This is a genomic window from Vibrio sp. 704, assembly GCF_033339295.1.
The window spans coordinates 1-720 of sequence record NZ_JAWOUH010000415.1; the positions used below are offsets into that span (position 1 = coordinate 1).

The following is a 720-nucleotide window of genomic DNA, read 5'->3' on the forward strand; positions in this document are numbered from 1 at the left end:
TCATCATTCAACTGATAAATTGTCCCAACATTAAACAAACTCACCGAGTAATCAGTACTGCCACCCGGCACTGCATCGGCAGACACACCTTTGCCCGAAGCAATGTTCTTCTGCACGCTGTATGCGACAAAATCATCAATCTTGTTGTCCATATATTGATAACGGTATCCCGCCTGCACAGACCAATCTTGATTGATTTGGTAATCACCTTGCACAAACATCGCGTAAGATGTTACGTCTACACCAGGATAACGCCCCACTTCCGCATACGTTCGGTTAATTAGGTTACCTGAGTTGTCAGCGATGGTTTTGTCGAACAAAGCTTGGTTGCTATCGAATCGATCTAGGTATGCATCCACACCGTAAACGGCACTGAATGCCCCCCAACTTTTCGCCAGCGCTAAACGCCCCGCAAACACTTCGGTTTCTTGTTGTGAAGAGCTTTGGTAATACGGTGTAAAGGTTTGATCTTCGCTGCGGTAAGACAATTCACCAATCAATTGATGACCGAATACGTTGTCGTGTGCGTAGTTTGCACTTAAAAGTACACGCTCTGTACCATGCTCACGATCGGAATCGAACCCTTTTCGCACATCAACAAATTTGCTATTAACAATGTACAAGCCGTATGGCGAATCTTGCTGGCTGTCATAGTATTGCGCGACAAGGTTTAACTTGCTGGCATCGGAGATTTGGATCTCTGCCGAACCCATAACATCA

At 45.6% G+C, this 720-nt stretch carries 1 protein-coding gene; it reads right to left on the bottom strand.

All coding sequences use genetic code 11. From position 1 onward, the window contains the following. A partial coding sequence (locus R7R24_RS26825) for a TonB-dependent receptor domain-containing protein (RefSeq protein WP_318120135.1) occupies window positions 1-720 on the bottom strand: 720 nt, incomplete at both ends.